24 protein-coding genes are annotated in these 24,048 nt (G+C 66.1%); 6 read left to right on the plus strand and 18 right to left on the minus strand.

The genetic code is table 11. The annotated features are described in order from the left end of the window. Positions 1 to 3: 3 nt before the first annotated feature. The 15 genes from ACSQ9I_RS21650 to ACSQ9I_RS21720 form a co-directional block, all read right to left on the minus strand. On the minus strand, positions 4 to 861 hold the full coding sequence (locus ACSQ9I_RS21650; protein WP_436314409.1) for an aldo/keto reductase: 858 nt from the start codon (positions 859 to 861) through the stop codon (positions 4 to 6). Positions 862 to 973: 112 nt separating this feature from the next. After that, positions 974 to 1,630, minus strand: a complete 657-nt coding sequence (locus ACSQ9I_RS21655; RefSeq protein WP_436314410.1) for an enoyl-CoA hydratase-related protein — start codon at positions 1,628 to 1,630, stop codon at positions 974 to 976. 47 nt (positions 1,631 to 1,677) lie between these two features. After that, entirely contained in the window at positions 1,678 to 2,295 is a 618-nt protein-coding gene (locus ACSQ9I_RS21660; protein WP_093102821.1) for a response regulator transcription factor, read from the minus strand. 17 nt (positions 2,296 to 2,312) lie between these two features. Beyond that, positions 2,313 to 2,561, minus strand: coding sequence for a hypothetical protein (locus tag ACSQ9I_RS21665; RefSeq protein WP_436309530.1), 249 nt, complete (start codon positions 2,559 to 2,561; stop codon positions 2,313 to 2,315). Between the two features lie 37 nt (positions 2,562 to 2,598). After that, positions 2,599 to 2,979 (minus strand): response regulator transcription factor, encoded by a 381-nt coding sequence (locus ACSQ9I_RS21670; RefSeq protein ID WP_093102820.1) that lies wholly within the window; start codon positions 2,977 to 2,979, stop codon positions 2,599 to 2,601. A gap of 107 nt (positions 2,980 to 3,086) precedes the next feature. After that, positions 3,087 to 3,713 (minus strand): response regulator transcription factor, encoded by a 627-nt coding sequence (locus ACSQ9I_RS21675; protein ID WP_436314411.1) that lies wholly within the window; start codon positions 3,711 to 3,713, stop codon positions 3,087 to 3,089. Next, a complete protein-coding gene (locus tag ACSQ9I_RS21680; RefSeq protein WP_436314412.1) occupies positions 3,713 to 8,377 on the minus strand; it encodes a PAS domain S-box protein in 4,665 nt (1,554 codons plus the stop codon). The genes ACSQ9I_RS21675 and ACSQ9I_RS21680 overlap by 1 nt, the downstream gene beginning before the upstream one ends. 63 nt (positions 8,378 to 8,440) lie before the next feature. Next, positions 8,441 to 8,701, minus strand: a complete 261-nt coding sequence (locus tag ACSQ9I_RS21685; RefSeq protein WP_436290885.1) for a hypothetical protein — start codon at positions 8,699 to 8,701, stop codon at positions 8,441 to 8,443. 121 nt (positions 8,702 to 8,822) lie between these two features. Beyond that, on the minus strand, positions 8,823 to 9,875 hold the full coding sequence (dmpG, locus tag ACSQ9I_RS21690; protein WP_436314413.1) for a 4-hydroxy-2-oxovalerate aldolase: 1,053 nt from the start codon (positions 9,873 to 9,875) through the stop codon (positions 8,823 to 8,825). Next, positions 9,872 to 10,831 (minus strand): acetaldehyde dehydrogenase (acetylating), encoded by a 960-nt coding sequence (locus tag ACSQ9I_RS21695; protein ID WP_436314414.1) that lies wholly within the window; start codon positions 10,829 to 10,831, stop codon positions 9,872 to 9,874. The genes dmpG and ACSQ9I_RS21695 overlap by 4 nt, the downstream gene beginning before the upstream one ends. A 10-nt stretch (positions 10,832 to 10,841) precedes the next feature. Next, positions 10,842 to 11,096, minus strand: a complete 255-nt coding sequence (locus tag ACSQ9I_RS21700) for a 4-oxalocrotonate tautomerase family protein (RefSeq protein ID WP_093102809.1) — start codon at positions 11,094 to 11,096, stop codon at positions 10,842 to 10,844. 3 nt (positions 11,097 to 11,099) lie between these two features. Further along, a complete protein-coding gene (locus tag ACSQ9I_RS21705; protein ID WP_093102808.1) occupies positions 11,100 to 11,867 on the minus strand; it encodes a 2-keto-4-pentenoate hydratase in 768 nt (255 codons plus the stop codon). Beyond that, positions 11,864 to 12,679 (minus strand): 2-keto-4-pentenoate hydratase, encoded by an 816-nt coding sequence (gene mhpD / locus ACSQ9I_RS21710; RefSeq protein WP_436314415.1) that lies wholly within the window; start codon positions 12,677 to 12,679, stop codon positions 11,864 to 11,866. Before mhpD ends, ACSQ9I_RS21705 begins: the two co-directional genes overlap by 4 nt. 85 nt (positions 12,680 to 12,764) lie before the next feature. Beyond that, positions 12,765 to 13,289 (minus strand): GlcG/HbpS family heme-binding protein, encoded by a 525-nt coding sequence (locus ACSQ9I_RS21715; protein ID WP_093102805.1) that lies wholly within the window; start codon positions 13,287 to 13,289, stop codon positions 12,765 to 12,767. A 32-nt stretch (positions 13,290 to 13,321) separates the two neighbouring features. Continuing rightward, positions 13,322 to 14,296, minus strand: a complete 975-nt coding sequence (locus ACSQ9I_RS21720) for a tripartite tricarboxylate transporter substrate binding protein (RefSeq protein ID WP_436314416.1) — start codon at positions 14,294 to 14,296, stop codon at positions 13,322 to 13,324. A 123-nt stretch (positions 14,297 to 14,419) separates the two neighbouring features. Between ACSQ9I_RS21720 and ACSQ9I_RS21725 the strand changes: the two genes are divergently transcribed. Then, complete coding sequence (locus tag ACSQ9I_RS21725) at positions 14,420 to 15,352, plus strand: LysR family transcriptional regulator (RefSeq protein WP_436314417.1); 933 nt, start codon at positions 14,420 to 14,422, stop codon at positions 15,350 to 15,352. 1 nt (position 15,353) lies between these two features. Here the strand turns inward: ACSQ9I_RS21725 and ACSQ9I_RS21730 are convergent, their stop codons facing one another. Both ACSQ9I_RS21730 and ACSQ9I_RS21735 read right to left on the minus strand, forming a co-directional pair. After that, on the minus strand, positions 15,354 to 16,409 hold the full coding sequence (locus ACSQ9I_RS21730) for a lysophospholipase (RefSeq protein ID WP_436314418.1): 1,056 nt from the start codon (positions 16,407 to 16,409) through the stop codon (positions 15,354 to 15,356). A 129-nt stretch (positions 16,410 to 16,538) separates the two neighbouring features. Next, positions 16,539 to 17,507: a LysR family transcriptional regulator gene (locus ACSQ9I_RS21735; protein WP_436314419.1), complete on the minus strand. Its 969-nt coding sequence runs from the start codon at positions 17,505 to 17,507 to the stop codon at positions 16,539 to 16,541. 114 nt (positions 17,508 to 17,621) lie between these two features. On the opposite strand from ACSQ9I_RS21735, the gene ACSQ9I_RS21740 reads away from it, so the two are divergent. From ACSQ9I_RS21740 to ACSQ9I_RS21760, 5 genes are all read left to right on the plus strand, one after another. Further along, the gene (locus ACSQ9I_RS21740) at positions 17,622 to 18,368 is read left to right on the plus strand and encodes a transporter substrate-binding domain-containing protein (RefSeq protein ID WP_436314420.1); all 747 of its coding nucleotides are present in this window, start codon (positions 17,622 to 17,624) and stop codon (positions 18,366 to 18,368) included. A gap of 8 nt (positions 18,369 to 18,376) precedes the next feature. Beyond that, on the plus strand, positions 18,377 to 19,102 hold the full coding sequence (locus tag ACSQ9I_RS21745) for an RraA family protein (RefSeq protein ID WP_436314421.1): 726 nt from the start codon (positions 18,377 to 18,379) through the stop codon (positions 19,100 to 19,102). 12 nt (positions 19,103 to 19,114) lie between these two features. Continuing rightward, positions 19,115 to 20,095, plus strand: coding sequence for a D-2-hydroxyacid dehydrogenase family protein (locus ACSQ9I_RS21750; RefSeq protein ID WP_436314422.1), 981 nt, complete (start codon positions 19,115 to 19,117; stop codon positions 20,093 to 20,095). Between the two features lie 182 nt (positions 20,096 to 20,277). Then, the gene (locus tag ACSQ9I_RS21755; protein WP_436314423.1) at positions 20,278 to 21,111 is read left to right on the plus strand and encodes a tripartite tricarboxylate transporter substrate-binding protein; all 834 of its coding nucleotides are present in this window, start codon (positions 20,278 to 20,280) and stop codon (positions 21,109 to 21,111) included. Positions 21,112 to 21,162: 51 nt separating this feature from the next. Continuing rightward, positions 21,163 to 21,951: an SDR family oxidoreductase gene (locus ACSQ9I_RS21760; protein ID WP_436314424.1), complete on the plus strand. Its 789-nt coding sequence runs from the start codon at positions 21,163 to 21,165 to the stop codon at positions 21,949 to 21,951. Positions 21,952 to 21,992: 41 nt separating this feature from the next. Here the strand turns inward: ACSQ9I_RS21760 and ACSQ9I_RS21765 are convergent, their stop codons facing one another. Then, positions 21,993 to 23,711 (minus strand): sigma 54-interacting transcriptional regulator, encoded by a 1,719-nt coding sequence (locus ACSQ9I_RS21765; protein WP_436315797.1) that lies wholly within the window; start codon positions 23,709 to 23,711, stop codon positions 21,993 to 21,995. Positions 23,712 to 24,048: the final 337 nt, after the last annotated feature.

The following is a 24,048-nucleotide window of genomic DNA, read 5'->3' on the forward strand; positions in this document are numbered from 1 at the left end:
GGATCAAATCATCGAAAGCGGCTTCTTGCGCCGCGGCGGGGGATGGAGTCTATCGATCTCGGCGAGATCTTCGTCGCCGAGCTGCAGTTCGGCAGCAGCGAGGTTGTCACGCAGATGCGCCTCGCGCACCGCCTTCGGAATGGCGACGACGCCGGGCTGTGCAATGACCCAGGCCAGCGCAAGCTGCGCCGCCGTGACGCCGAGCCGCTGCGCCATCTTCTTCAATGCCGCATCGCCCGCCAGCGCGCCCTGGTCGATCGGGCTGTAGGCCATCAGCGGCATGCCGCGGGCACGCTGCCAGGGCAGCAGGCTGAACTCGGGCCCGCGCTCGCGCACCGAGTAATAGACCTGGTTCGCCGTGCAGTCCAGCGGCTCGCCGCACACGGCGGCCAGTTCGTCCATGTCGCCGGTGTCGAAGTTGCTGACGCCCCAATGCCGGATGTGCCCGCCGTCGACCAGCGCGCGCATCGCCTCGCAGGTTTCGGCAAGCGTGTATTCGCCGCGCCAGTGCAGCAGATAGAGGTCGATCTGCTCCAGCCCCAGCCGCGCCAGGCTGCGCGCGCAAGCGGCCGGCGTGCCCTTGCGGCTCGCGTTGTGTGGATAGACCTTGCTGACGACGAAGAGCTCGCCGCGCGTCACGTCGCCGGCGCGCAGCGCCTCTGCGATCGCCTGCCCGACCACTTCTTCGGCGCCGCCCTCGCCGTACATCTCGGCGGTGTCGATGAGGCGGTAGCCCATCTCGATGGCCGCGCGCACGGCGGCGATCTCGCTGCGGCGCAGCGCGCGGTCTTCGCCCAGGCGCCAGGTGCCCAGGCCGAGCACGGGCAGCGGAGTGCCTGTTGCAAGTTGAAGCGTCTTCATTGTTTGCCGGGAACAAAGTCGTAGAAGGATGAAGATTCTCTGCGACCGGTAGCAGATCCGCCTGCGAAACCCATCTCGCTGGTCGCGCGATGGATCATCTCGCGCACGGTGATCAGCTTCGGCTGGCGCTCGCAGACGCTGCTTCCCCTGTTCCAGTTCGATGAGCCCCCATCCGGCTGAGGATCGTTTCCGCACGGGGGATGAGCTGGTCTGCATCGACAATCTCGTTGACGAGGCCGTTCCGGTGCGCTTCCGTCGCGTCGATCGTGTCCGCCGTGAGAATGAGCTGCAGCGCACGGCCCTTGCCGACGAGACGCAGGAGGCGCTGCGTCCCGCCGAAGCCGCGAACGAAACCGGGCTTCGCTTCCGGGCTGCCGAATCTCGCATGTGCCGTTGCAAGACGCAAGGTGCAAGCCATCGCCAGTTCGCACCCTTCGCCCGACGCGCAGCCATTCACAGCGGCGATGACCGGCTTGCCGAGCTGCTCGATCAGATCGAACGCAAGCCGGCCGCTGCGCGTGAACGCGTGCGCGTCGATGGCGGAAATCGACGCGCCCGCGGTGATGTCGGCCCCGGTGACGAAGGCCTTGTCGCCCGCGCCGGTCACGATCACGCCATGGACGACGGGGTCCCCTCGCGCGTCCTCCATCACCGATCTCAGCTCGTCGAGCGCCGTGTGGCTCAGCGCGTTCATCGCCTGCGGACGGTTGATCGTGACGTAGGCGATCCCCGCCCTCTTTTCATAGAGGAGGTCTTGCAGCGTCTGCATGTGGGTCTTCAGGCCGTGCGGCGGGCGGAATATCGTGAAAGCTCCGGTCACCGCCAATTCGGGTGCAATGAGCTAATGAGCTTGTTGCAGTCGCCGCGCGTGAGGAGGGCGAGCACATCCATCTCGCGTGGGGTCAGGTCCTGCAGCACGAAGGAATCGGCCAGGTCCGCCGCCATCCGCGGCGAAAGGTAGCGTTGCGAGCGGGCGGCCGCGACCAGCGCGGCGCGGATCTCGGCGGGCTGGGCCGTCTTCTCGACGAATCCGCTGGCGCCCCACCGGATCGCCTCCCGCACCATGTGCGGCGAATGCATGTCGCTGATGAGCACGACGCGCACCCTGGCAGCCATCATGCGGAGCAATTGCATGAATGCGCGCAGCCCCTGCGGACCGAGGGTCGGATCCACCAGAGCGATGCAGTCCTCGGCCTCCATGCAGCAGACGAGCAAACGGTCCAGTGTGGGCGCCGAGCGCCCGAAAGCGAGGCCCGCGGTGCCGCTCACCAGCGATTCGAGGCCGCACAGAAGCGCGGGCGAGGCTACGCCGATGATGACCTTCACTGCGCTGTCGGCCTTCGCTGCGACTCCTTCGCCGCCGAGCGACGCGTGGGGAGTCGGATCCTGGAACGGCACCTCGCCGTCCGGGATTTCGGCAGATCGATCGCTCATGGCTTTGCTCCTTCGCTTCAGCTTTGCACTTGGCAAGAGGCCTGCACGCTGGGCCACCCGTAGTCGCGGCCCGTCAGTGCGCGCGCAAGAAGGTAGTTGTTCAGCGCGCGCTCGCTCAAGCTGTCCATTTGCACCGAGCCGCTGGCATCGCAGGGAAATGACAGGGCGCGGCCCGTGCCGCTGAGCGAGGGAAAGCGCAGCTCGAAGGCGGACTGTGCAGCGGATGAATGGCGCGCGGCGTGCATGGCGGTGTCCTCGTGGTTCATTTCGATGAAGCAGCTCCGGGAAGCATGGTCGTGCGCCTCACGCAGGATCGCGTCCGCGCAGGGCGGTCTGGATGCAGGCGAGGAGGTCTTCCGCACTGAAGGGCTTTGCGAGAAAGCAGATCACGCCCGTCTTCAAGGCGCGCGCGCGCTCCCGTTCGTCGGGGTAGGCGGTGATGAGGACCGTGGGAATCGGGGTGCCGGCGGCGGCCAGGCGCCCGTGCAGCTCGAGCCCGGTCATCCCCGGCATGCGCATGTCGGCGATGAGGCATTGGATGGCGCACGTGCCCTTCGATTGCAGGAAGCTCTCGGCCGAGTCGAAGGTGGCGGCGGACAGGCCGGCAGAGTCGAGCAGGTCCTTCGTGGTGTCTCGAACCGATTCATCGTCGTCCACGATCGCTACGGTCGGGTTGTTGCGCACTTGGATCTCCTTGCAGGTCTTCTTGAACGTTGACGCAAGACTAGGCCGATTGCGCGCGCAAGACCATTGCACGTGCGTCACGTGCGCTACGACTTTGGTTTAGGCGCCTAAGGCCTCGGGGTGGAGAGGCCGAGCGTGTCCGCGATGCGCACGAGCTGCGCCAGGGATTTCGCCTGCATCTTGCGCATGATCTGCCCGCGGTGGACCTTGACGGTGGCCTCGCTGATGCCCAGCTCGGCCGCGATCTGCTTGTTCACGCGCCCGGTGCTCACCAGCGCCATGACTTCGCGCTCGCGCTGGGTGAGCGCGGCGAAGCGTTGCCGGAGCTCCGCGACGAGCGCCGTCTCGCGGCGCTGCGCGCGGTGCCGCTCGACCGCAGCATCGATCGCATCGAGAAGCTCCTGGTCGCGGAAGGGCTTGCTCAGGAACTCGACTGCGCCGGCCTTCATGGCGCGCACCGTCATCGGAATGTCGCCGTGCCCGGTGATGAAGATCACCGGCAGATCGACGCCCGCTCGCGGGAGTTCTTCCTGGAAGCTCAATCCGCTTGCGCCGGGCAGCCGCACGTCGAGCACCAGGCAGCCGGGCGCGTCCGGGCGCTGCGCCTGCAGGAAGTCCTGCGTCGAGGCGAAAAGGCGCACGTCCATGCCGACGGAGGCGAGGAGGTCCTGAACGGCCTCGCGCATGGCCAGGTCGTCGTCGACCACGAAGACGACGGGCCGCTCGGTTGCCATTACGGCTCCCGTTCCCCGGTCGGCAGCGAAAACCGGAACACGGCGCCGTGGGGCAGGTTCGGCGCGGTCCGGAGCTGGCCGCCATGGGCCTCGACGATCGACCGGCTGATCGAAAGCCCCATGCCGATGCCCTGCGCCTTGGAGGTATGGAAGGGCTCGAAGAGCTTGTCCGCGATCTCGGGCGCGATGCCGGGGCCCGAGTCGCGCACCTCGATGCACACGCCGCCCTCCGCTTCGCTCGCGCCGATGACCAGCTGTCGCGGGCGATTGCCGGTCGCGCTCATGGCCTCGATGGCGTTGACGATCAGATTGAGGATCACCTGCTGGAGCTGCACCCTGTCGCCCCATACGGGCGGCAGGCCGTCGGCAAGCGTCTTCTCGAGCGCAATGTCGTTGCGGCGCATCTGGTCGCGCGTGAGCGCAATCACGTCGAGGATGGTCTGGTTGACGTCGACGCGGTCCCGGCGCGGCGGCTGGCGCATGACCAGGGCGCGGATGCGGTCGATGACTTCGCTCGCGCGCTTGCCGTCCCTGGCAATGCGTCCGAGCGAGCGCTGGGCCTTTTCGAGCTCGGGCGGCTGGGCCGCGAGCCAGCGCGCGCAGGACCCCGCGCTTGCGACCATGGCTCCGAGCGGCTGGTTGACCTCGTGCGCGATCGAGGCCGCCAGCACGCCGAGCGTGGTCACGCGGTTCACTCGCGCAAGCGCCGCCTGCGCCTCGCGCAGGGCTTCCGACGCGAGGACGTGGTCAGTGAGATCGCGCGTGATCACAAGCGCTGCCTCCAGGCGCTCCGAATCGAGCCGCAGCGGCGAGTAGGACACCGACAGGTAGAAGCGCCCCAGTTCGGTCGTGAACCATTCTGCGACGGTGAACTGCTCTCCGGCGAGACAGCGATCGAGACTCGGCTTCACGGCGCGCTCGAAGACGTCGGTCCCGAGGAGATCGGCGACATGCATGCCGACGATCTTCTCGGCCGGCATCCTCCAGTTGCGCTCGTAGACCGCATTGACCCTTTGATAGCGGTAATCCCGGCCGATCACGGCCACACCATCGGAGGCACTCTCGAACATTTGCCGCGTCAAGTACTCGGCCCGCTTGCGCTCGGTGATGTCCATGATGCTCACGAGCGTGCTGCCGAACTTGGCCGGCTGAGGCGGAAACGCGATCGTGAGGAGGACGGACAACTTGTCTCCCTTCAGCGTTCCGCGCACCGTCTCGGCCGTAAAGGAAGTCCGGCCCTCTGCCAGGGCGCACAGCTCTTCTGCGAACACCTGCTCGGTCTCCGGCAGGACGAGCTTGGGGAGCGACACCATGAGCTCCTCCTTGCTCCGCGCCCCGAACAGCTCGATGGTTGCGTCATTGACGTCGAGCACCTTCACCAGGGCGAGGGCCTGCCGGACGAACTCGGGATGCGTGGCCAGGTGCCGGCGCAAGTCGCGCACGCCCTGCGCCTTGAGTCCGTCGATGGCCGCCTCGACCGCTGACAAGTCCTCTTCCCAGATCGAAACGCTCGCGCCCTGGAAAATGTGCCGGTATCGGCTTTCGCTTTCGCGCAGCTCCTCTTCCGCATGCCTGAGCTCCGTCATGTCCTGCACGATGCCGAAGAAGCGCCGAGGCCGGCCGGAGGGATCGCGCGCCACGTCGGCGCTGTTGTGGACCACGCGCACCTCGCCGTCCGGACGCACCACCCGGTATTCCATGTCGAAGCGCGGACCGCCCTGCACGCCGGCCTCATTGGCCTGCTTCACCCGTTCCCGGTCGTCCGGATGGACGAGGTCCAGCAACCGGCCTTCCAATTGCCCGGACTCGGGCCGCTTAAGGCCGTGGATGCGGTAGGCTTCTTCCGAGGCGGTCACGCGACCGCTGTCCAGGTCGGCTTCCCAATGACCGAGATGCGCCATGCGCTGCGCCTCTTCGAGCTTGCGCTCGCTTTCGCGCAGGCTGCGGAAGATGAGAAGACTGGTGAGCGCGTCGGCAAGCCGATGTCCGATCTCCTCGAACAGCCGCGTTTCCTGCGCCGTCCAGGCGCGCGGGCGCGAGCACTGGTGCAGCCCGAAGAGGTAAGGTTGATCGGCCTTGGGATACAGCGCCATGGCGAGCACGGATCTGATGCTGAAACTCTCCGCGAGCTGCGCCGGCACCTGGAGCTCGCAGCCAGGACCGAATGACACGGCTCCGCTCGCAGCGCGCGCTGTCCGGAACACCGTGGCGACATCCGCATCGAGGGGCAGCTCGGCGCCCAGGCTGAACGCGCCGGGAAACTCAGGCCGCGTCTGTTCCATGACCGCGCGCCAGCAGCCAGCTTCCGGATCGCACGGATAGGTGAGCCATGCCCGGTCGCAAGCAAAGATGTCGAGGACTGCATCGAGCACATCGCTCATCATCTTCTCGAGGTCGTTGGTTCCCTGCATGGCGCGGTTGACGCGGTTCATGCTTTCCAGGAACCACAGATGCGCGCGGCGCTCCTCTTCCGCGCGCTTCCGGTCTTCGATGTCGGTAAGGATTCCATACCACTTCAGAATCCTTCCACCTTCGCCGCGCATCGGCACGGCGCGGCTCAGGAACCAGCGGTATTCGCCGTCCGCGCGACGAACACGCGCTTCCTGCTCGAAAGGCTCGCCGGTCGCCATGTGATGCGCCCGCGCTTGCACGTAGCCGGGCAGATCTTCGGGATGAATTGCAGCCAGCCAGTTCGCCCCGGTGAGCGAAAAGCCGGTGTATTCGCTCCCGCGCCGGTTGACGAGCACACCGGAGCCATCGGCGTTGGTGACGAAGGCAATCGCCGGCATCGTCTCGAGCACCTCCCGAAGCTCCTTCTCGCTCCGGCGCAGCGCATCTTCAGCGCGCTTGCGCTCGGTGATGTCCCGCCCGACGCCCCGGTAGCCCGTGAAGCGCCCCGCCTCGTCGAACATCGGCAGCCCGGATACCGACACATGGCGTATGCCACCGTCGGACGTAGCCCTGGCGAGCTCGAAGTCGCGGAACGGGACATGGGCATCGAGCGCTGAGCGGTGCTGGCGCCAAGCCTCCTCGTCCGGCTCCAGATAGGGCACTTCCCACCGCGTCTTGCCGATCTCCGAGGCCGGCGCCGGCGCACGGTCGAACTGGGCGGAATACTCCTGCCGGGTGAAGCGATGCTGGGCGTCGCTCTCCCAGTACACGTCGAAAGAGAATTTCACAAGCGTGCGAAAGCGCTCCTCGCTCTCGCGCAACGCCTCCTCGGCGTGCTTGCGCTCGGTAATGTCCTCGCACGCCACAAGCAGCACCGGCCCGCCCCTCAGCACGACCGCGTTCGCCGACTCCCGGACCCACAGCATCGTGCCGTCCTTGCGGACCTTGCGCGCCTTCCAGCGCATCACGCGCCCCGGCTGCCGGAAAGCCTGCTCGGCGTTTCCCTGGACGAACGCCCGATCGGCTTCGTAGAACACGTTCAGCACCGGCTGGCCGATCAGCTGGCTCACGCGCCAACCCAACTGCTCTGCGCCGACGGGATTCACCGACAGGATCGCGCCGGCCGCATCGATGATGAAGTACATCGTGGGATTGGCTTCGAAGGCCGCTCTCCATTGCTCCTCGAGATCCTGCCGGGCCTCCTCGGCCCGCTTGTGCTGCGTGATGTCGGTATTGGTCGCGAGGATCGCCACCGGCTCGCCCTGCTCGTCTCGCTGCAATGCCAGGCGGCTCGCCACGACCACCGGCGTTCCGTTTCGCCTGTGATGCACCAGCTCGCCTTCCCAGCGTCCGGTGCTCAGCACCTGCGATTCGATCTGCTCGAGTGGCACGGTGGAGATGGTCTTCAGCAGCTCGGGCGCGGACTTGCCGAGCGCCTCTTCAGCCGTCCATCCATACATCTCCTCGGCGCCGCGGTTCCAGTACTTGATCGCTGCTTCCATGTCGCGCACGAACATGGCGTCGTGCGTGAGATTCAGCAGGTCGGCGTGCTCGCGCAGCGAGGCTTCGACCTGCCGCTCGAAAGGCTGACGCGCCGGGCGCGACAGCGTTTCGTCGTCTTTACGTTTCGTCACGAGCGACTCCGATAGGCGTCGCGGCATGTGAGCCGCAGCATGTCCCGCAGCGCCGGTGGTAGGGCCAGCTCCTCCTTGGGTAGTGGCGAACGCTATTCTGAACGCCCTCGTGACCGCTGTCACGGCGCACGCCAACCCGATCTCACCGCGCAGGGGCCGATGCTTCGGGCGACGACGCCTCGAACGACATCGCGTCAGGCGAGGGGCGGAGGTCCATCGCCTCGCGGCTTGGCGGCCATGGCTTGCAGTTCGGGGACGAAAGTCAGGAGCCTGCGAGTGAGCCAATACAGGTGGGACGCATCGATCGGGTTTGGCAACCTGAGCGTGCTGATCAACCGTTGCGGACGATCTCCCAGGGCAAGAGCAATCAACGGCTCGAGGACACCTGCCAGGTCGGCTCGTACCCGCTCGTCCACGAGATCGTGCTCGTCCAAACTGCGCCAAATGGCCAGCACGGCGCGCTCGCACAACTCGGCATCCGATGGCGGCGTCATTGCTCCGGCGTAGCTCGATGAGCTCGAGCGCATCGGGGGCGTGCCGCGCTTGTCTCTTCGTACGAAGCTTGTTGGTGAAGGCATGGATCGCTCCTTCTCGGCAGCCAAGATACGCCGCACCGAGGCGGATGGCAATCCTTGACATCAAGGACTTCCGCCCTGCGACCCAGAGGCGAACGTGCACTCACGCCGATCAGACGGACGTGCGTCAAAAGCCTCCGACAACCAAGCCACTGTGGCCCGGCTCCATCGAGGCTTCCTTGCGCTTGACGGAACCTGGGGCGTTCTCATCCCCGACCGGCTTGACCGCGTCTGCCTGGTCGGCGGCGCTGCCGCCCGTGGATTCGGTCGCGTCGGCATACTCGCTGTCACTATCGGCTTCCGCAGGGACAATGGTTGCCGGGCTCTCGGGAAGAACCTTCGATTTGTCAGTGGACCGTGGACGGGACGGTGTCTGCTGAGTGGCCATGACGTGCCTCCTTCGGTTGGAATGACAACGTACACCGCGCCTCTCGGCAATGCATGTAGGAGCGCACCGCAGTGGAGTGCCGAGCTGGGCGCACTCATCGCCTCAGCTGGCACCTCGCTGCCTAGCTCATCGCGAGTCCGGACTGCACACGGTCGTGCTCGGACCTGCGAAGCAGATCGAGCGCCACGTCGACGATCATGTCTTCCTGGCCGCCCACCATCTTGCGTGCGCCCAGCTCGACGAGGATGTCCACGGTCTTCAGGTCATACTTCTTCGCGGCCGCTTCGGCATGGCGCAGGAAGCTCGAATAGACGCCCGCATAGCCCAGCGCCAGCGTCTCGCGATCGACGCGCACCGGACGGTCCTGCAGCGGGCGCACCAGGTCGTCGGCCGCGTCCATCAGCTTGTAGAGATCGGTGCCGTGACGCCAGCCATGGCGCTCGGCCGCCGCGATGAACACCTCGAGCGGCGCGTTGCCGGCACCGGCGCCCATGCCGGCCAGGCTGGCGTCGATGCGATCGCAGCCCTCTTCCACGGCCACGATCGAGTTCGCCACGCCAAGGCCCAGGTTGTGGTGCGCGTGGATGCCGGTCTGCGTATCGGCTCTCAGCACCTCCTTGAACGCACGGAACCGGTCCCGCACGTCGTCCATGCCGAGCGCGCCGCCGGAGTCGACCACGTAGACGCAGCTTGCGCCATAGCTTTCCATCAGCAGCGCCTGCTCGGCCAGCTTCTTCGGCGTGGTCATGTGGCTCATCATCAGGAAACCCACCGCATCCATGCCGAGCTCGCGCGCGTATTCCAGATGCTGGCGAGACACGTCGGCCTCAGTGCAGTGCGTTGCGACGCGCACGATGCGCGCGCCTGCATCGTAGGCGTTGCGCAGGTCGTGCGTGGTGCCGATGCCGGGCAACAGCAAGGTTGCGACCTTTGCGGTCTTGACCGTTTCGGCCACTGCCGCGATCCATTCGACATCGGTATGCGCACCGAAGCCGTAGTTGAAGCTGGAGCCTTCCAGCCCGTCGCCATGCGCGACCTCGATGCTGTCGACGCCGGCAGCGTCCAGTGCCGCGGATATCGCCTTGACGTGCGCGATGCCGTACTGGTGACGAACGGCATGGCTGCCGTCACGCAGGGTCACGTCGCTGATGTACAGCTTGTTGGCCGGCGTCATGCGACCTCCTTCAGACCGCGAGCGATGCCGCTGGCGATGCGTCGTTGCGCCATCAGGTCTGCGCACGCGAGCGCGGCCGAGGTCATGATGTCGAGGTTGCCGGCGTAGGCCGGCAGGTAGTGCGCGGCGCCTTCGACCTCGAGGTACACCGAGGTCTTGAGTCCGTGCCGCAAGCCGAGCTTGGGCACGTTGAGCGGCCGGTCGGCCGGGACTGGGTCGAACTGCACGCGCTGCTTCAGGCGGTAGCCAGGCACGTAGGCCTGGACGCTCGCCACCATCTGCGCGATGCTGGCTTCCACCGCCGCCTGGTCGGCCGCCTCGGACAGTACGAACACCGTGTCGCGCATGATCAGCGGCGGCTCCGCCGGGTTCAGCACGATGATCGCCTTGCCGCGCTCCGCGCCGCCGAGCTTCTCGATCGCGGCCCGGGTGGTTTCGGTGAACTCGTCGATGTTGGCGCGCGTGCCGGGGCCGGCGCTCTTGCTCGAGATCGATGCGACGATCTCGGCATAGTGCACCTTGGCAACGCGCGAGACGGCGGCCACCATGGGAATGGTCGCCTGCCCACCGCAGGTCACCATGTTCATGTTGCTGGCGTTCTCGGCATCGAGGTTGATCGCGGGGATCACGTAGGGGCCGATGGCAGCGGGTGTCAGGTCGATGACCTGCACGCCATGGGCCTGCAGCACCTCGTTGTGGCGCTTGTGGGCACCGGCCGAGGTGGCATCGAACACGATGTCGATGTCGCGGAACACGCCGAGCTGCACCAACCCTTCGATGCCCTCTGCGGTAGTGGCGATGCCGAAGCGCTCGGCGCGGGCCAGCCCATCGGACTTCGGGTCGACCCCGACCATCGCACCCATCTCGAGGTGTTTGCTGTTGCGCATGACCTTGATCATCAGGTCGGTGCCGATATTGCCCGGGCCGATGATTGCGACCTTCAGTTTGTTCGTCATGTTGCTTCTTTCAGTTCGCGAGCAGCTTGGCCGTCGCGTCGGCCACCTGTGCACTGGGTGATTCGGAGGGCGTTTTCGCCTGGATGTCGGACACCAGGCGGCCCCCGCGTCCCCAATGGCCTGACGGGTATTCATGGAGAAGGACCCGCACTGCGTCGAGCGGCATCTCGAGGCTGTCCGCCATGGCCTGCGAAACGCTCTCTATCAGCCGGCGCTTCTTCTCGGGGCTGCGCCCCTCAATGATCTTGATCAAGGCAATGGGCACGGTTCACTCCTCGACGTGGAAGCCGGCGGTTCCGAGGCGCTCCATCTCGATCGAGATGTACTGGCCCGGCTTGATCCACTCGGCGGGCGTGGCGCCGCCAGCCATCACCACCCAGCCGGCCTGCAGCGGCTCGCCGGCCGCCGCCGAGAGGCGCGCCGCGGCGACCAAGGAGCGCAACGGATGGCCCAGGATGGCGGCGGTGGAACCGACCTGCACCACGCGCCCGTCGATGCTCATCGTCAGGCCCAGATTGCTGAAATCCTGGTGCGGGTCGCTCCAGGCACCGATCACGAAGCCGCTCGACGAGGCGTTGTCCGCGATCACGTCGGGCAGGCTGAACTTGAAGTCCTGGTAGCGCGAGTCGATGATCTCGAGCGCCGGCGCCACGGCTTCGACCGCGGCGAGCGCCTCGGCCGCGGTGACGTCGCCGGCCAGCGCTTTCTTCAGCACGAAGGCCAGTTCCGGCTCGACGCGCGGATGCACGAAGCGCGCAAACTTCACCGGCGTGCCCTCCTCCACCTGCATGCCGCTCGACAGGCGCCCCCAGATGACGTCGTCGATGCCCATCTGAACCATCTTGGCGCGGCTGGTGAAGCCCATCTTCACGCCGACGCGGCGCTCGCCGCGCGCAACGCGTCGCTGAACGGAGGCGGATTGGATCGCGTAGGCCTCGGCCAGCGAGAGCTCGCCCTTCGGGTCGATCTGCGGCACCGCTTTGGCGTGACGGGCCGCATCGTCCAGCAGTTGCGCGAATTCGGGTGTCTGGCTCATTTGCATTCCTTCGCGGCGGCAGCGGCTTCGAATACGGCCTTGACGCCTCCGAGGCCGTTGATGTGGGTTTCGAACACGTCGCCCGGCGCGACCGGCACCATCGGGCCGAGTGCGCCCGAGAGCACCAGGTCGCCGGCGCGCAGCGGCTGGCCGAGCGCGGCCATGGTGCGGGCCAGCCAGACCACCGCATTGATCGGGTTGCCCAGGCATGCCGCACCCGCGCCGACCGACACCGGCTCGCCGCGGCGGTTCATGACCATGCCGCACAACCTGAGGTCCAGCTCCCTGAGAAGCCGCGGGCTTCCGCCCAGGACGAAGGCGCCAGACGATGCGTTGTCCGCGACCGTGTCGACGAACCGGATGTCCCAGCCCGCGATGCGGCTACCCACGATTTCGATCGCCGGAAGGACGTGGTCCACCGCCTTGATCACGTCCGCGTGCCCGGGGTTGCCCATGTCGAGGTCTCGGCCGAGCACGAAAGCAATCTCTGCCTCGACCTTCGGCTGCTGGAGCTTCTGCATGGGAATCGGCTCAGCGTCCCCGAAGCTCATGTCATCGAAGAGCACGCCGAAATCGGGCTGATCGACGCCGAGCTGCGCCTGGACGGCGCGCGCCGTCAGGCCGATCTTGCATCCGACCACGCGACGGCCTTCGGCCAGTCTGCGCTCGGTGTTCATCCGCTGGATGGCGTATGCATCGGCCGCATCCAGCTCCGGGTAGGAGACTCTCAACGGCTTGATGTAGTTGCCGGTCCTGCCGGCGTTCCATAGGACGTCGGCTGCTTCAGCCAGCACGGCGGGTTGGGAAGGCATGGGTTCTCCGTTGCCCGCGCGCGGCGGGCAGATTGAAAATTCTCGGATGGGGATACCGGGCAGACTCAGCCGCCGGGCACGGTGCTCAGAGGGCGCGGTCCTTCAGGCCCACCTTGCTGTAGATCTCGTTCACGTGCTTCTTCACGCTTTCGGGCGTGGTGTCGTCGACCGGCATGTGTGCCCAACCCACCTTCGCGCGGGCGTGCTGGCCGATCTCCTCGTCCTGGTCGCCCGTCGCACCGCTGATGCCGTAGGCGCCGACCATCTCGTTGCCCTTGAACACGGGCGCACAGCCACCGGAGGCAACCACCTGGCCGTTGGTGAAGACCGATGCGTTGGCCAGCATCTGCGGGTTGCGCTCCTTGAACCATTGTTGAATGACCAGGCCGTCGCTGAAACGCGGGCTCATCGAGCGGAAAGCGGCGACGGTGAATGCCTTCGCGCGGGCCGTGTCCGGGGTGATGAAGCCCGCGTCGTCCATGCGCTCGAGCGCGATCAGATGGCCTTCGGGCCCGACGATGGCAACGGAGATGGGCACCCCCATCTCGGCAGCCTTCTCGGTGACCGCCGCGATGAACTCGCGGCACTCGGTAGCGCGCAGTTTGGACATTTCGATATTCCCTTCTGAAGAAAATGCTTCTCTCACTCGGGCTTGATGCCCGTCTGCTGAATGAACTTCGACCACCGCGCGCCCTCGCTCTGCAGGAAGCGGGACAGCGCTTCGTCGCTGGTCTTGAGAACGTCGATCGCCTGCGCCTTGTAGATCGCCTGGATCTCGCTCGAATCGAGCGCCGCGTGGGCCGTGGTGCGCAGCTTGCCGATGACGCTGGATGGCGTCTGGGCCGGGGCCACCAGCCCCATCCACACCGAGGTGTCGAAGCCCTTCAGCCCCAGCTCGTCGAGCGTGTGCAGATCCGGCGCGCTCGAGGTCCTGCGAGGGCTGGTGACGGCCAGCGCCACCAGCTTGTTCGCGCGCACGTGCGGCAGCACGGTCGAAGCCGGCGAGAACATGAGCTGCACCTGGCCGCCGAGCAAGTCGGTCACCGCGGGCGTGCTGCCCCGGTACGGAACGTGGACCATCTTGACGTCGGCCATCAGTGCGAACAGTTCGCCAGACAGGTGGGGCGAGGTGCCGACGCCGGATGATGCATAGGCCAGAGAGCCCGGCTTGGCCTTCGCGAGTGCGATGAGTTCGGCAACGGTCGCGACCTTCAGCGAGGGATGAACCACCAGGACATTGGGAACGTTCCCGATCAGCGTGATCGGCTTGAAGTCTTTCAGTGGATCGACCGCATTGGCGCCCGGGAACGCGGCGTTGATGATGTTGGCGATCGTGATCGCGAAGACGGTGTAGCCATCGGGCTGCGCCGTGGCCACGGCCTTGGCGGCGATGTTGCTGCCGGCGCCGGGCTTGTTGTCCACGACGAAGGGCTGGCCCAGGCGCCTGGACATCTGCTCCACGACGGCACGCACCGCCACGTCAGTTGCTGTGCCGGGCGGGAAACCCACCAGCACCTTGACGGGCGCGCTCGGATAAACAGGTTGCGCTGCGGTCCATGACGGTAAGGCGGCGGCAGCAAGCGCTGGCACGGCGGCGAGGAGTTCACGGCGTTTCATGTCTCTGTCTTTCTGTTGAGGGTGCAGACCGGGTCTGTCCCATCGGTTTGCATTGCAGTGATTAGAAGACGCGCGTGGCTATGATTCAATCGAGACTTTCCAATCGAATGATTGGCTCCGCTCATGAATGTGACTCTCCGCCAGCTCCGAGCTTTCGTGCTGGTCGCGCGGCTTGGCAACTTCACCCGTGCCGCGCAGGCCATGCACGTCACGCAATCGGCACTCAGCCTGCTTGTGCGCGAACTCGAAGGAGCCATCGACAGCCGCCTGTTCGACCGCACCACGCGAGCCGTGGCCCTGACGGCGGCGGGCAGCGACTTCTTCCCGCGCGCGGAACGGGTGCTGGCCGAGCTCGAGTCGGCGCTCGCGGGCGTGGACAAGCTCGTGGCGAGGGAACGCGGGCGCGTGGTGGTGGCGGCGCCGCTGGTTCTGTCCAGCACCTATCTCCCGCCGATCCTCGCCGCCTTCGGCGCGCAGTACCCGGGCATCGAGGTCGTGCTGCAGGACACGCTGCCCAATCAGGTTTTGCCGCTGGTGCGCGGCGGTGCGGCCGACGTCGGCATCGGCACCTTCGCCTCGGATGAAGCCGACATCCAGCGCACGCTTCTCTTCTCGGAAGCCATGGCAGCCGCATTTCCGGCGGGGCATGCGTTCAGCCGCCTGCAGCAACTGACCTGGACGGATGTCGCGCAGGAGCCGGTGCTCGCATTGAGCCGCGGCAGCGTGTTTCGCGATCTCACCGAAGCGGGCTTCGCGGCTGCCGGTCTGATGCTGAAGCCCGCAAGGGAGGCCAACTATGCAGGCTCGCTCATCGGGATGGTGGACGCCGGGCTCGGCGTCGCGATCCTCCCTGGCTATGCGGTGAAGCTGGCGGACCCTGCGCGCATCGGCTGGCGCCGTGTAGAAAACCCCTTGATCGACCGCGAGGTCTCGCTCGTGCAACGCGCGGGCATTTCGCTCTCCCACGCGGCACAAGGCTTCGTCGACTTCATCGTCGCGCCGCGGGCAGCGCAGCAACTAACACCGACCAAGCGGGTTCGAAGCAAGGCGGTCTGACTCAGCGCACCTTGTCCGCGATCCAGCGCAGGATGAAGTCAGCCACCTCCAGGTTGTTCTTGTCCTGCATCATCATGTGCGAGTTGCCTTTGATGCCCACGTCGGGAAGCCGCACCAGGCTCGCCCTGCCTGCCTCGAGGCGATTGATCCGCTCGACCACGGCCTTGCGTGCCTCGTAGCGAGGCTGGCCCGTGAACACGGGAGCGTCGAGATGGTCGCCGAACAGTTCCAGCACGGGGACACCTCTGTAGGCCGTGATCTGCGCGTCGGTGGGAACGACCGACTGCGCACCCTCGATGTTGACGACCGCCTTGACCAGGGCGGGACGCAGACCGACCAAGGCATCGGCGAAGGGCCCCGCCAGCGAGTGCACCACGATGATCGCGGGCCCGATATCGTCCAGCAGCGCCGCGAGCGCCTGTGGGGCCGTGCCCATGCCAGCTCCCTCGAGCATGGCCTCGGCAAAGGGCACGCCCTGGGAAGCGAATCTCGGGAACGCCTCGACCGGGAACTGGGTATCCGGATACGCCGTTCCGTGCGAAGGCCCGAAGCGAAAGAGAGGCCAGGCAAGTTCGGCAGTCACCATCAACACGCTGGCGGGCAGCCCCGAGACGCTTCCCTCGGCCTTGGCCTCGTTGATGGCTGTCGAATTGAAGCCGGAGCGTCCGCGCCCGGGCGTGTCGACGACGTAGACGGCATGCCCCTTGCGCACGAGGTAGGTTGCCCACCCCTCCCGTCCGTCGGGAGTGGTCTCGTAGCTCATGCCGGTCAACCCGCCGCCATGCACCAGCACGATGGGGATGGCGCTGGTTCTGCTTGCGGGGACGCGGTAGTGCACGTACATCTGGTTGACGGTCACCGTCCCTGGGCGAACCGGACCAGCAGGCGAAACCCCCGGATGTTTGGAAGTGACGGCCTTCCCGTTGACGAAGAACATTCCTTCGTCGGCCAGGTTCAGGGGCCCGCCGATCGAGGCCGCGGCGGCGGCCCCGATGCTCCCGCATCCGACCACAAGCGCGCAGGCCGCGGCGGCGATCTTTCCGGACATGTCAAGCATGAAGAGTCTCCGTCGTGTTCGTGGTAGTCCACGAATTAGAGGTCTTCGAATGCGACGCGTCCAACGAGGAAAGCAAATGAACTCATTGGGTCCGCTCATTGACGAGCCGTGCGCGCCGGCCAGGGTTGTTCAACGATCGCGCACGGTTGCGCCACAGACCTCCGCCACGAGCGAGCGGAACCATTGATGCGCAGGGTGAGCATGCAGGCGCTCGTGCCAGATCAACTTGTACAGGAGCTTCTCCACTGCGAACGGCAGGTCCCGTGTCACAAGTTTGTTCTTGACCATGAGCTTGCGAGACTGGCCATGGAGAAGGTCGCTGGGAACGCAGACCAGCAAGTCACTGTCGGCCACGATCCGCAGTGCGTCGGCGAAGCGGTTGACGACCGCGACCACGCTGCGGCCGCGGCCATGCAGGCTGAGCCAGCTGTCGACGATGCCCATGTCCTGGCCCGACGGCGATACAAGCACATGCCGCGCTTCGGCAAACGCATCCAGAGACATCGCGCGACCGAGTTCGTGCCCTCGCCTCATGACGCAGACGTAGTGGTCCGCGCGAAGACTGTGCACGTGGACGCTGTGGGGCAGCGTTGGAAACATCCCGACTGCGCAGTCCAGCGTGCCGCGTTCGATCGCCTCGAGCGAACTGGCATTCGTGTGGTGGGAGAACACGACGCGTCCGAAAGGAGAGGCTTCGCTCAGCTTCAGCGTGATGCCGGAGACCGCCTGGGATGCAAGGCTGTCGGTCACCGCGATGCGAAAGGTGGTGGAGTCCGCACGAGGATCGAAGTGCTGCGGCGCGATCGAGGCGCGCAAGACGGCAAGCGACCGATGGATCTCAGGCCACATCGCCATCATCCGCGCCGTCGGCCGAACGCCATCGGGAACCTTGATGAACAAATCGTCGTTGGTGAGTCGGCGGGCGCGACGAAGCGCGTTGCTGACGGCGGGCTGGGTCATCGCGAGACTGGCCGCTTCGCGCGTCACGTTGCGTTCGAGCATGACGGCTTCCAAGATGGAAACCAGATTGAGATCCAGCCGCACGTTATTCACTGGAATGATGACGATACCGGCGAATTCTAAATTGGACGCGTGCATCCATGCGGGTGAAGATGCGTGCAAGAAGTACGGCGGACGCTGAAAGCGCGATGTTGCATGATCAGGCTGGCTACTTACTCTCCATTGTTTATGTCGCTGCTCGCTGGAACCGTCATGGCCGCCGAACCGGTCCTGGCACCCACGGGCCAGCTGCGAGCTGCATACATCGTCGCCAACCTGGCGCAGGCGCGCCGCGATCCCGCCACCGGCGTCGTCTCGGGCGTGGTGGCCGATCTCACCCGTGAGCTGGGTCGCAGAGCGGGCGTGCCGACGGCCATTGCACCTCTCGCGACGGCGGCTGATGTCCTGGAAGCAGTGCGAAGCGGATCGGCCGACATCGGATTCGTAGCCCCAAATCCGCAGCGAAAGGGCACGGTGCTCTACTCCCAAACCTACATGCTGGTGCAACAAAGCGCACTGGTGCGCGCCGACTCGAAGATGCAGTCGGTCCGGGACTTGGACGGTGCCAAACAAGCAGTTGGGGTGAACACGGACGACAGCGTGGGCGTATGGCTGCAAGAGCGGCTGGGCGCCGCGCGTGTTCGTGCAACGCCCGACTACACGTTGCGAGAGGCCGTCCAATGGCTCACGGACGGAAGCGTGATTGCCTTTGCCGGCAACCGGCAGCGACTGGCAGCCAATACGCGAGACGCATCGGGACTTCGGCTGCTGCCCGACAACTTCTATGGCGTACCGCAAGCGATCGCAGTTCCTCTAGACCGCAGTGATCGACTGAAGTGGATCAACGCGGCGCTGGACGACCTGCGCGCGAGCGGCTTCCTGGCGGATTCGGTGTTGCGCAGCGGCGTGGATGGACTCGACGTCGCACCGGCCGAGCCGCGCGGCCGCACAACCCGATAGGACGCGCAATGGCAGAACGAAAGCTCACTGGAAAGATCGCGCCCGAGCGCATCCTCATGACGGCGCTCCCGAGACCCGACCCGGATCTGATCGCCGGCTTCCTCTCGCTGGGCGACGCAAGCGGCATCCTGTCGGACATCATGGACGAACTCGGCATCACGGGCGTGCTGCCCGCCAGCTGGTTCAGGCCAACGATGGCAGGCGCGTGCATCGTCGGCCCTGCATTGACAGTGCGCAACATCGCGTTGCGCGAGCACCCGTATGAAGCTGCCCGCGCAAAGGTCAACAGGATGGCCGAGTTCGAAGCGCACAACCTGGCCGAGTCGGGCGATGTCATCGTGATTGACGGCGTGGCGGGTGTATCGAACATGGGCGGCATCTCGGCGCAGACCGGGAAGCGCCAGGGCGAGGCTGGCGCGATCGTCAGTGGCGGCATCCGCGACGTGCCGCACTCGCGAAACGTCGGCTACCCGGTGTGGGCCACCGAAGTGACGCCGATGACAGGCAAGTGGCGCATCGAGACGGTCGAGATCAACGGCGACGTGAACATCGGCGGCGTTCGCGTTTCTCCGGGGGACATCGCATTCGCCGACGACACCGGCGTCTGCTTCATTCCTCGAGCCAGGGCGCGCGAAGTGCTGGAACTCGCCCTGAAGACGGCCGCCGCCGAGGAGCGCAAATGCCGGCTCATCGACGAAGGCCTCCCCGTCGCGGACCTGCCGACGAACGCCTGAAGCGGATCACCCATGAACATCGCCATCCTCGACGACTACGCGGACGTTGTCCGCAAGCTGGACTGCTTCAGCCTGATCGCGGACAAGGCCGTCACCATCTACACCGACTACGTGAGCGACCTCGATGTACTCGCCGATCGGCTCCAGGACGCGGAAGCGATCGTGCTGCTGCGCGAGAGAACGCCGGTCGGCGAGGCGCTGCTGCAACGCCTGCCGAAGCTCAAGCTGATCAGTCAGAACGGCCATGTTCCGCACATCGACCTTGCGGCATGCACGCGTCATGGCGTGCTTGTCAGTGCGACCTTGACGTCGCGGCCTTCCTACGCGGCAGCGGAGCTGACATGGGGCTTGATGATTGCGGCCCTGCGCCACATTCCGTTTGAAGTCGAAGCGCTGAAGCAGGGGCGCTGGCAGAGCACGATAGGACGGGGGCTGCGGGGTCGCACGCTGGGCATCCTCGGCTACGGCCGCATCGGAAAAGTGATCGCCGGCTACGCCAAGGCTTTCGAGATGCCGGTGCTCGTGTGGGGGCGCGAAGGCAGCCGCATCGCGGCCGAGGGCGATGGGCTCGCGATGGCAAGAGACCGCGCCGACTTCTTCCGGCGCTGCGACGTGATCTCGCTGCACTTGCGGCTCAACGACGACACGCGCGGGAGCGTCACGGCCGACGACCTGGCACGCATGAAACCCACCTCGCTGCTGGTCAACACCAGCCGTGCGGAACTGATCGCCCCTGGCGCGCTGATGGCAGCATTGAAGGCAGGCAGGCCGGGGATGGCGGCGGTCGACGTGCTGGACCACGAACCAGTCCTCGGCGCCGCCGACCCGTTGCTATCGCTTCCCAATGCAGTGTGCACCCCGCACATCGGCTACGTCGAGATCGACAATCACGAGATCGCCTACGGGAACGCGTTTCGGCAAATCCTGGCCTTCGAGGCCGGCGAGCCGATCGCCGTTCACAACCCCGAGGTGCTGCGCACACTCCGGGCCTGATCGACCGGATGCTCGCCGTACGGCCGAATTGATTGGGAGACATACACATGTGCTCATGGCGCTTCTGCGCTTTCGTAGCGTTTGCCTTGTCGAGCCTCATCCCTGGGCTTGCCGTTGCGCAGCCCTATCCGAACAAGCCCGTCAAGATCGTCGTGCCGTTCACGCCAGGCGGCAGTCCCGACGTGCTCGCCCGCACCGTGGCGCAGAAGCTCCAGGAAATCTGGGGACAGCCGGTGATCGTGGAGAACCAGCCGGGCGCCGGCGGGGCGATTGCGGCCAAGGCCGTGGCGCACGCGCCCGCGGACGGCTACACCTGGCTGGTAGCCCCGAACAGCGTGCTGGTCTTCGCGCCGTTGCTCGGCGCGGTCCCTTACGACCCCGTCAAGGACTTCGCCCCCCTTGGTCTTGCGATCTCCGTGCAGAACCTGCTCGTGGTCCATCCGGCACTGCCGGCCAAGAACGTCAAGGAATTGTTGGCGCTTGCGAAGGCGCGGCCGGGACAACTCACCTACGCCTCCGGCGGACCGGGTTCGCCGCAGAACTTCTCGCTCGAGTTGCTCAAGAGCATGAGCGGAACATCGATCCAGCAAGTTCCCTACAAGGGCGCACAGGCCGCGCTGCCGGACCTGCTCGCGGGGCGCGTGGATCTGTTCCTTGGCCAGGCGAATGCGTTGCTGCCGCATATCGAGTCCGGGCGCCTGCGGCTGCTTGCCGGTACGGGCGCAACGCGCTATGCGTCGCTACCGCAGCTGCCGACGGTGGGCGAAGCCCTGCCCGGTTTTTCCGTCGACATCTGGGCGGGTTTCGTCGCGCCGGCGAAGACGCCTGCGGATGTGATCCGCAAGGCGAATGCCGATGTCATGCGCGTCCTCGCCATGCCGGACGTCCAGGCAGTGCTTGCCAAGCAAGGAATCGAGGTTCGTTCGAGCACGCCGGAAGCGATGGCGACCGTCATCGAATCCGATCTGAGAAGCTGGGCCCGGGTGGTCAAAGAGGCGAACATCAAGGCCGAGTAATAGGCGCCGCAGTGCGGTGCCGGTGCGGCGCGTTCAATGAGGAGAATCGAGATGAATCTGAATCTGCAAGGCAAGGTGGTCCTGGTGACGGGCGGCAGCAAGGGCATCGGCTTGGCATGCGCGCGGGCCTTTGCGGCCGAAGGCGCGCGCGTGGCGATCGCTTCGCGAAGCGAGGAGAACCTGCGCGCCGCCGCTGCCGAACTCGCCAGGGAAGGCTTCGACGTACTTTGCGCCGTGGCGGACTTCATCGACCAGCGCAGCGCCTTCGCGGCAGTCGCGCAGGTGGAAGAGGCGCTCGGCCCGATCGACGTGCTGGTCAACTCGGCCGGAGGGGCAAAGCGCGTCGTGCCGGCGGAACTGAACGCGCAGGCCTGGCGAACCGCGATGGACGCCAAGTACTTCAGCTACGTGCACGCGATGGACGCGGCGCTGAAGTCGATGGTCGCGCGGCGCACGGGATCGATCGTCAACATCATCGGAACGGGTGGCAAGGTCGCGAGCGCGATGCACCTGCCGGGCGGGGCGGCCAATGCGGCCTTGATGCTGGTATCCGCGGGCCTGGCCAACGCATGGGGCGGTCACGGCATTCGCGTGAACGCCATCAATCCGGGGGCGACCTATACCGACCGCGTGAAGAACTCGCTCGAGACGGAATCGCGTCTGACCGGCAAGCCCGAGGAAGAACTGCTGAAGGCCAACGAAGCCCGAATCCCGATGGGTCGCTACGCGCATCCTCAGGAGATTGCCAACGCGGCCGTCTTTCTCGCATCGGACTGTGCCAGCTATGTGACGGGGGCGCTCATCACGATGGACGGCGCTCTGACGCCGATGGTGGTCTAGCAAGTATTCAGTGGCACAGAGCCGACAGGAGCAAGCGGTCGTCAGCTTGTTATGCCGCGCTTGCGCGCACGGTAGGCCAGTTGGGGACGCGTGACGCCCAGCACACGCGCTGCCGCGGAGAGGTTTCCCCCGCATTGTTCCAGCGCACGGCGTATCAGCGCCTCTTCCGCTTGTCCCAATGAACTGGAGCCGGCGCGGTCTGGCACGGCGTGGCTTGCAGGCGTGGCCTGCGGGGTCGGGGCGCCGGCAGCGCCCACGCCCGCCAAATGGCCATCCGGTCGTACCGACAGCACGTTCTTGTCCAGCGTCTCGCCGCTTGTGAACAGGTGGTGAACTTCGAGCAGGCCGCCCTCGGGGGCGACGATCAAGGCGCGCTCGATCAGGTTTTGCAGTTCGCGGATGTTGCCGGGGTAGTCGTAGTTCAGAAGCGCCTTGACAGCGGCTTGCGTGAAGCCAGTGACCTGCCGGCCGTGCTTGCGGCCGTAGTGCTGCAGAAAATGGCTCATCAAGAGAGGCACGTCATCGCGTCGCTCGCGCAGCGGCGGCAGGTGAATGGGAAAGACGTTGAGCCGGAAGAACAGGTCGTCGCGAAACTTGCCCTCGCGCACGGCCTGGCGCAGATCGACGTTGGTGGCCGCGATGACGCGCGTGTCCACCTGTACGCTGCGCGTGCCACCCACGCGCTCGACTTCGCCCTCCTGCAGCGTGCGCAGTAGTTTGCCCTGGGCCGCGTAGCTCAGCGTGCCGATCTCGTCCAGAAACAGTGTGCCGCCGTGGGCGCGCTCGAAGCGTCCCGGCCGCGCCGCGCCGGCGCCGGTGTAAGCGCCGCGCTCCACTCCGAACAGCTCGGACTCGATCAGCGTCTCCGGAATGGCCGCGCAATTCACCGCGACGAAGGGCTTGTCGCGCCGCGGGCTGATGCTATGCAGCATGCTGGCGAACTTTTCCTTGCCGACGCCGGACTCACCGGTAAAAAGCACAGTGGCTGTGGTCGGCGCAACGCGATGCAACAGGTGGCAGGCCGCGTTGAAAGCCGATGACGCGCCCACCATCGCGTCGCTTTTGCGCCGCGGCGTGGGCAACTCCGCGGCCTGCGGCGCCGCGTCGCCGTACTGCGACACTCCGACGAAGTCGCGCGCGCGCAGGTAGCGCATGTCTTCTTCCACATCGTCCCAGCGCTCCGCCGATTTTCCGATCACGCGGCACTGGCTCTCGCCCATCGAGCGACAGGCGACTTCACGGAACACCACCAGCCGCCCGAACAGGGTGCTGACGTAGCCGGTGGCATAGCCCACCTGCATCCAGCAGGCCGGCGAGCCGCCGATGCCGTAGGCCGCGATGTGCTCGTCGTCTTCGCTCGAGTGGTGCCAGACGAATTCGCCCTCGTAGTCCGAGGTCTCGGGGTCATAGCGCGCGTGCACCAGCTCGACCTTCACCAGGCCTTCGAGGGCATGCAGGCGGGTGCCGGCCATCGCGGCCGCGGCCGGCTCGGCCTCGGGCCAATGTTCGCGCACCAGCCGCGCGTCGCGCGCGCCGCTGACGTAGCCCGCGCGCGTGAACAGGCCGCGGGCCTTCTCCTGGCCCAGGCTGTCGATCAGCTCGCGCCGCAGGGAGCCCAGCGCCTCGGTATGCAGAAGCACCATGCGCTGATCCTGCAGCCAGATGCGGCCGTCACCGGGCGAAAAGAACAGGCATTCGCTGATGTCGGCAATCGTCGGGTGCTCTTCGCTGCTCACATGCGAGGCCTCGAAGCGGCTCATCGCACGCGCCACTTCGGCGCCGTCGAAACGGCCCAGCGCGGCGCCGGTGGCGCGCGCCACCTCGGCCAGCGAGATCCGCTCCGGGACCGGTGAGGCAGTGGATTTGGTCAATTTCGAGCTCATCGTTTGGTGAAACGCGTGACCGATTTTTCATCATTTGATGAAAGCGCTGATCAGGGTAAACCAGTTATTCAAGATAACTATCACGACTCCGGGAATTCCCCTAATCCTCAAATGAAAAACAGCGTCGCGCAGCGGCGTCGGCCCACCCCGCCGCGGCGCCGCTGGTATGCCCGTTGCGAAAAGAAGGCAGTGCCGCGGGCATTTCCACCCGCGG

This window comes from Variovorax sp. LjRoot84 (assembly GCF_964254305.1).
GTDB lineage: Bacteria > Pseudomonadota > Gammaproteobacteria > Burkholderiales > Burkholderiaceae_C > Variovorax.

Excerpts from the sequence above, each read along its gene's own strand:
- ACSQ9I_RS21650 (WP_436314409.1), bottom strand. The coding sequence starts at position 861 with ATGAAGACGCTTCAACTTGCAACAGGCACTCCGCTGCCCGTGCTCGGC.
- ACSQ9I_RS21655 (WP_436314410.1), bottom strand. The coding sequence starts at position 1,630 with ATGCAGACGCTGCAAGACCTCCTCTATGAAAAGAGGGCGGGGATCGCC.
- ACSQ9I_RS21660 (WP_093102821.1), bottom strand. The coding sequence starts at position 2,295 with ATGAGCGATCGATCTGCCGAAATCCCGGACGGCGAGGTGCCGTTCCAG.
- ACSQ9I_RS21665 (WP_436309530.1), bottom strand. The coding sequence starts at position 2,561 with ATGAACCACGAGGACACCGCCATGCACGCCGCGCGCCATTCATCCGCT.
- ACSQ9I_RS21675 (WP_436314411.1), bottom strand. The coding sequence starts at position 3,713 with ATGGCAACCGAGCGGCCCGTCGTCTTCGTGGTCGACGACGACCTGGCC.
- ACSQ9I_RS21680 (WP_436314412.1), bottom strand. The coding sequence starts at position 8,377 with ATGTCAAGGATTGCCATCCGCCTCGGTGCGGCGTATCTTGGCTGCCGA.
- ACSQ9I_RS21685 (WP_436290885.1), bottom strand. The coding sequence starts at position 8,701 with ATGGCCACTCAGCAGACACCGTCCCGTCCACGGTCCACTGACAAATCG.
- dmpG (WP_436314413.1), bottom strand. The coding sequence starts at position 9,875 with ATGACGCCGGCCAACAAGCTGTACATCAGCGACGTGACCCTGCGTGAC.
- ACSQ9I_RS21695 (WP_436314414.1), bottom strand. The coding sequence starts at position 10,831 with ATGACGAACAAACTGAAGGTCGCAATCATCGGCCCGGGCAATATCGGC.
- ACSQ9I_RS21705 (WP_093102808.1), bottom strand. The coding sequence starts at position 11,867 with ATGAGCCAGACACCCGAATTCGCGCAACTGCTGGACGATGCGGCCCGT.
- mhpD (WP_436314415.1), bottom strand. The coding sequence starts at position 12,679 with ATGCCTTCCCAACCCGCCGTGCTGGCTGAAGCAGCCGACGTCCTATGG.
- ACSQ9I_RS21715 (WP_093102805.1), bottom strand. The coding sequence starts at position 13,289 with ATGTCCAAACTGCGCGCTACCGAGTGCCGCGAGTTCATCGCGGCGGTC.
- ACSQ9I_RS21720 (WP_436314416.1), bottom strand. The coding sequence starts at position 14,296 with ATGAAACGCCGTGAACTCCTCGCCGCCGTGCCAGCGCTTGCTGCCGCC.
- ACSQ9I_RS21725 (WP_436314417.1), top strand. The coding sequence starts at position 14,420 with ATGAATGTGACTCTCCGCCAGCTCCGAGCTTTCGTGCTGGTCGCGCGG.
- ACSQ9I_RS21730 (WP_436314418.1), bottom strand. The coding sequence starts at position 16,409 with ATGCTTGACATGTCCGGAAAGATCGCCGCCGCGGCCTGCGCGCTTGTG.
- ACSQ9I_RS21735 (WP_436314419.1), bottom strand. The coding sequence starts at position 17,507 with ATGCACGCGTCCAATTTAGAATTCGCCGGTATCGTCATCATTCCAGTG.
- ACSQ9I_RS21740 (WP_436314420.1), top strand. The coding sequence starts at position 17,622 with ATGGCCGCCGAACCGGTCCTGGCACCCACGGGCCAGCTGCGAGCTGCA.
- ACSQ9I_RS21745 (WP_436314421.1), top strand. The coding sequence starts at position 18,377 with ATGGCAGAACGAAAGCTCACTGGAAAGATCGCGCCCGAGCGCATCCTC.
- ACSQ9I_RS21750 (WP_436314422.1), top strand. The coding sequence starts at position 19,115 with ATGAACATCGCCATCCTCGACGACTACGCGGACGTTGTCCGCAAGCTG.
- ACSQ9I_RS21760 (WP_436314424.1), top strand. The coding sequence starts at position 21,163 with ATGAATCTGAATCTGCAAGGCAAGGTGGTCCTGGTGACGGGCGGCAGC.
- ACSQ9I_RS21765 (WP_436315797.1), bottom strand. The coding sequence starts at position 23,711 with ATGAGCCGCTTCGAGGCCTCGCATGTGAGCAGCGAAGAGCACCCGACG.